We start from the raw sequence: 3,357 nt of genomic DNA, 5'->3' as shown, positions 1-3,357 counted from the left end.
AACTGATGCCGTCGAGATAGCGCCGGCCGGCCGGATCGATCAGCCACACGCCCTCGGCGCCGGCCACTTCGAGCAGCGGCTGCGTCTCGTGCTGCTTCATCTGGCTGCAGGGGTGCCACACCGCGGCGCGGCTGCGTTCATTCAGGGTCATCATGTCGAGCCTTGCTGCGCCGCGCGCAGCCGTCGTTGGTTCTTGAAGCGCCGCGCCGGGTCGTACGGGAACACGTCGTGCACATGCCCGGCCTGGATGCGCTCCTTGCGACGCTGCCAGAAATCGGCATCCAGCAGGTCGGCATGGTGTTTCATGAACACCTCGCGCACGCCCGGGTGGCCGAGCAGGAACGGCCCGAAGGTCTCGGGAAACACGTCGCGCGGCCCGACCCGGTACCAGACCTCGCCGGAGAGTTCTTCCTCCTCGGTGCGCGCGGCCGGCACGCGGCGGAAGTTGCAGTCGCTCAGGTACTCGATCTCGTCGTAGTCGTAGAACACCACCTTGCCGTTGCGCGTGACGCCGAAGTTCTTCCACAGCATGTCGCCGGGAAAGATGTTCGCGGCAACCAGGTCCTTGATCGCGTTGCCGTACTCGACCACCGCGTGCTCCACCTGCTCGGGCGTCGCCTCCTGCAGGTAGATGTTGAGCGGGATCATCCGGCGCTCGATGTAGACGTGGCGGATCACCAGGTCGTCACCGTCCTGCTCGAGCAGGCTGCCGCAGAAGTGCTTCAGCTCGGCCACCAGCTCGTCGTCGAAGCGCACCCGCGGGAAGGCCACGTTGCTGTACTCCAGCGTGTCGGCCATGCGCCCGACGCGGTCGTGCTGCTTCACGAGCAGGTACTTGCTCTTGATCAGCTCGCGCGTGGTTTCCTTCTGCGGCGGGTAGAAATCCTTGATCACCTTGAACACGTACGGGAACGACGGCAGGTCGAACACCAGCATCACCATGCCCTTGATGCCGGGCGCGATGCGGAACGTGTCGCTGCTGTGGCGCAGGTGCGCGAGCAGGTCGCGGTAGAAGATGTTCTTGCCCTGCTTCTGCAGGCCGAGCGCGCTGTACAGCTCCGAGCGCGGCTTGCGCGGCATCAGCGAACGCAGGAACTGCACATACGCCGACGGGATCTCCATGTCGACCAGGAAGTACGCACGCGCGAAGCTGAACAGCATCAGCAGGTCGTCCTCGCTGAGCAGCACGGTGTCGATCGTGAGCCCCTTGCCGCCGGCGCTGTGCAGGATCGGCAGCGCGAACGGCGTCTCGCGGAAGCCGTTGATCACCTTGCCGACCGCGTAGGCGCCCTTGTTGCGGAAGAACAGCGAGCTCAGCACCTGGATCTGGAAGTTCGCGCGCGGCCGGAAATCGCCCATCTGCGCGGTGACGGCGGCCAGCACGTGGTCGATGTCGCGATCGAGATCCTCGAACTCGCAGGCCAGCTGGAAGTTGTGCACCACGCGCAGCCAGGTCTCGCGCAGCGTCTCGCGCGTCGGGTAGTAGGCGCGGTAGGTCGGCTGCGATGCCGGTTCGTCGTTCTCGATGTACTCGGTCGACACGGCCGGGCGCACGAAGATGAAGTCGTTGTTGAAGTAGCTGCGGTGCAGGATCTTCGTCGTCACCGAGTTGAAGAAGGTCTCGGCGAGCTCGGGCTGGTGGTGGTTGGTCAGCAGGCCGATGTAGTGCAGCTTGGCTTCCTGCCAGGCCTCGGACGACAGGCTCGCGGCATCGAACTCGGTCTGCAGCCGTTCGACGGCCTCGTCGACGCGCACGTCGTAGAACTCGATGCGCTCGCGCTGCGCGCGCTGCTGGCCGTGCCAGTCGGCGCTCTCGAAGCGCTGCTTGGCGCCGGCGCTGGCCGCGCGGAACAACCGATAGTGGCGGTTGAAGCCGTCGAGCATCGCCTGTGCGATGCCGAACGCGCGCGCGTCGGTGAGGGCCTGCGGGAACATGCGCCGCCGCGGTTCAGCCGACCGCCCCCATCGAGGCATAGCGCGACTGCAGCCCGGCCAGCGCGTCGTCGTACGCCGTGCCGACCTGCTCCGGGCCGGCGATGGTGATCTTCATGTCCTGCAGCAGGCCGTTGTACAGGCCGTAGAACCAGCCGTGGATGACCAGCTCCTGGCCGCGCCGCCAGGCCTCCTCGACCACCGTGGTGTGGCAGACGTTGCGCGCCTGCTCGATCACGTTCAGCTCGCACAGCGCATCGACGCGGCGCGATTCCTGCACGGTGTCGAGCCAGGCCTGGTGCTTGTTGCGCACGTCCTTGACGTGGCTGATCCAGTTGTCGGCCAGGCCGACGCGCCGGTCGTGCAGCGCCGCCGCCACGCCGCCGCAGCCGGAATGGCCGACCACGATGATGTGCTTGACCTTCAGCATGTCGGTGGCGAACTGGATCACCGACAGGGCGTTCAGGTCGGAGTGCACCACCACGTTGGCGACGTTGCGGTGCACGAACAGCTCGCCCGGCGCCAGGTCGACCAGCTCGTTGGCCGGCACGCGGCTGTCGGCGCAGCCGATCCACAGGTACTGCGGCGCCTGCTGCTTCAGCAGGCCGGTGAAGAAGCCCGGCGTGCGTGCTTCGGTGCGCTGCGCCCACAGGCGGTTGCTGTCCAGGAGTTCTTGCAGGTCGGTCGTCATGATGTTGCAGTGCAGCGAAGACGCGGCAGTGTAAGCAGTTGCGGATTTGCTCTCGCCCTCTCAGGCCAGCAGCCGGGTGATGAGGGGCGCGGGCTCGCCGTCGATCCAGCGGTGGGCGCGCTTGCCCTCGACCGAGGCGACGGCTTCGACGAGACGGCCTTGCGCATCCAGGCGCACCGCCGCACTGTCGTCGCAGGCCAGGCACTCGCCGGCATGGTCGCGCGCGACCTGCTCGACGAGCGGCCGGCGCCACGATTCGCCGTCGTAGTGCGGGCAGAAGCTGCCGGCCGCGAAGCCGAGGCCCGGCTTCACGCCGCCGCCGGGCACGCTGTCGGTGACGTAGCGGTCGAACCAGCAGTTCGCGCCGGCACTGATGCCGGCCAGCACGCCGCCGGCATCGAGCAGGTCGGCGAAGGCGGCCGCCAGGTCGTAGAGCTGCCACACCGCGAGCATCGCCGGCGTGTTGCCGCCGCCGACGTAGACGACGTCGCTCGCGAGCACCTCGGCGCGCAGGTCGAGCCCGCGGTCGAACTGGAACAGCGGCAGGTGGCGGGCCTCGCAGTCGAGCTTCGCGAAGGCCTTGTAGAAGCGCAGCAGGTAGTCGGGGCTGTCGCCGCTGGCGGTGCCGACGAAGCTCACGCGCGGGCGGGGCCGGCGGGCGAGCGAGAGGATCCARGTGTCGAGGCGGGGGTTGTCCGGCTCCATCGAGAAGCCGCCCCCGCCCAACGCGACGA

Annotated in this window: 3 protein-coding genes; all 3 read right to left on the bottom strand. The window is 67.8% G+C overall.

What is annotated here, in order from left to right; translation table 11 throughout:
- Positions 1 to 150: 150 nt before the first annotated feature.
- On the bottom strand, positions 151 to 1,935 hold the full coding sequence (aceK, locus tag AC1D15_RS23115) for a bifunctional isocitrate dehydrogenase kinase/phosphatase (RefSeq protein WP_465112752.1): 1,785 nt from the start codon (positions 1,933 to 1,935) through the stop codon (positions 151 to 153).
- Positions 1,936 to 1,948: 13 nt separating this feature from the next.
- The gene (gene can, locus AC1D15_RS23110) at positions 1,949 to 2,623 is read right to left on the bottom strand and encodes a carbonate dehydratase (protein ID WP_465112753.1); all 675 of its coding nucleotides are present in this window, start codon (positions 2,621 to 2,623) and stop codon (positions 1,949 to 1,951) included.
- A 60-nt stretch (positions 2,624 to 2,683) separates the two neighbouring features.
- On the bottom strand, positions 2,684 to 3,357 hold a 674-nt coding region (locus AC1D15_RS23105), incomplete at its 5' end, for a Type 1 glutamine amidotransferase-like domain-containing protein (RefSeq protein ID WP_477827815.1).

The sequence above is a fragment of the Rhizobacter sp. P2_H2 genome (genome assembly GCF_056403375.1).
Note: the sequence above shows the minus strand (reverse complement) of the source record. Positions and strands in the feature narration are given on the sequence as shown.

Excerpts from the sequence above, each read along its gene's own strand:
- aceK (WP_465112752.1), bottom strand. The coding sequence starts at position 1,935 with ATGTTCCCGCAGGCCCTCACCGACGCGCGCGCGTTCGGCATCGCACAG.
- can (WP_465112753.1), bottom strand. The coding sequence starts at position 2,623 with ATGACGACCGACCTGCAAGAACTCCTGGACAGCAACCGCCTGTGGGCG.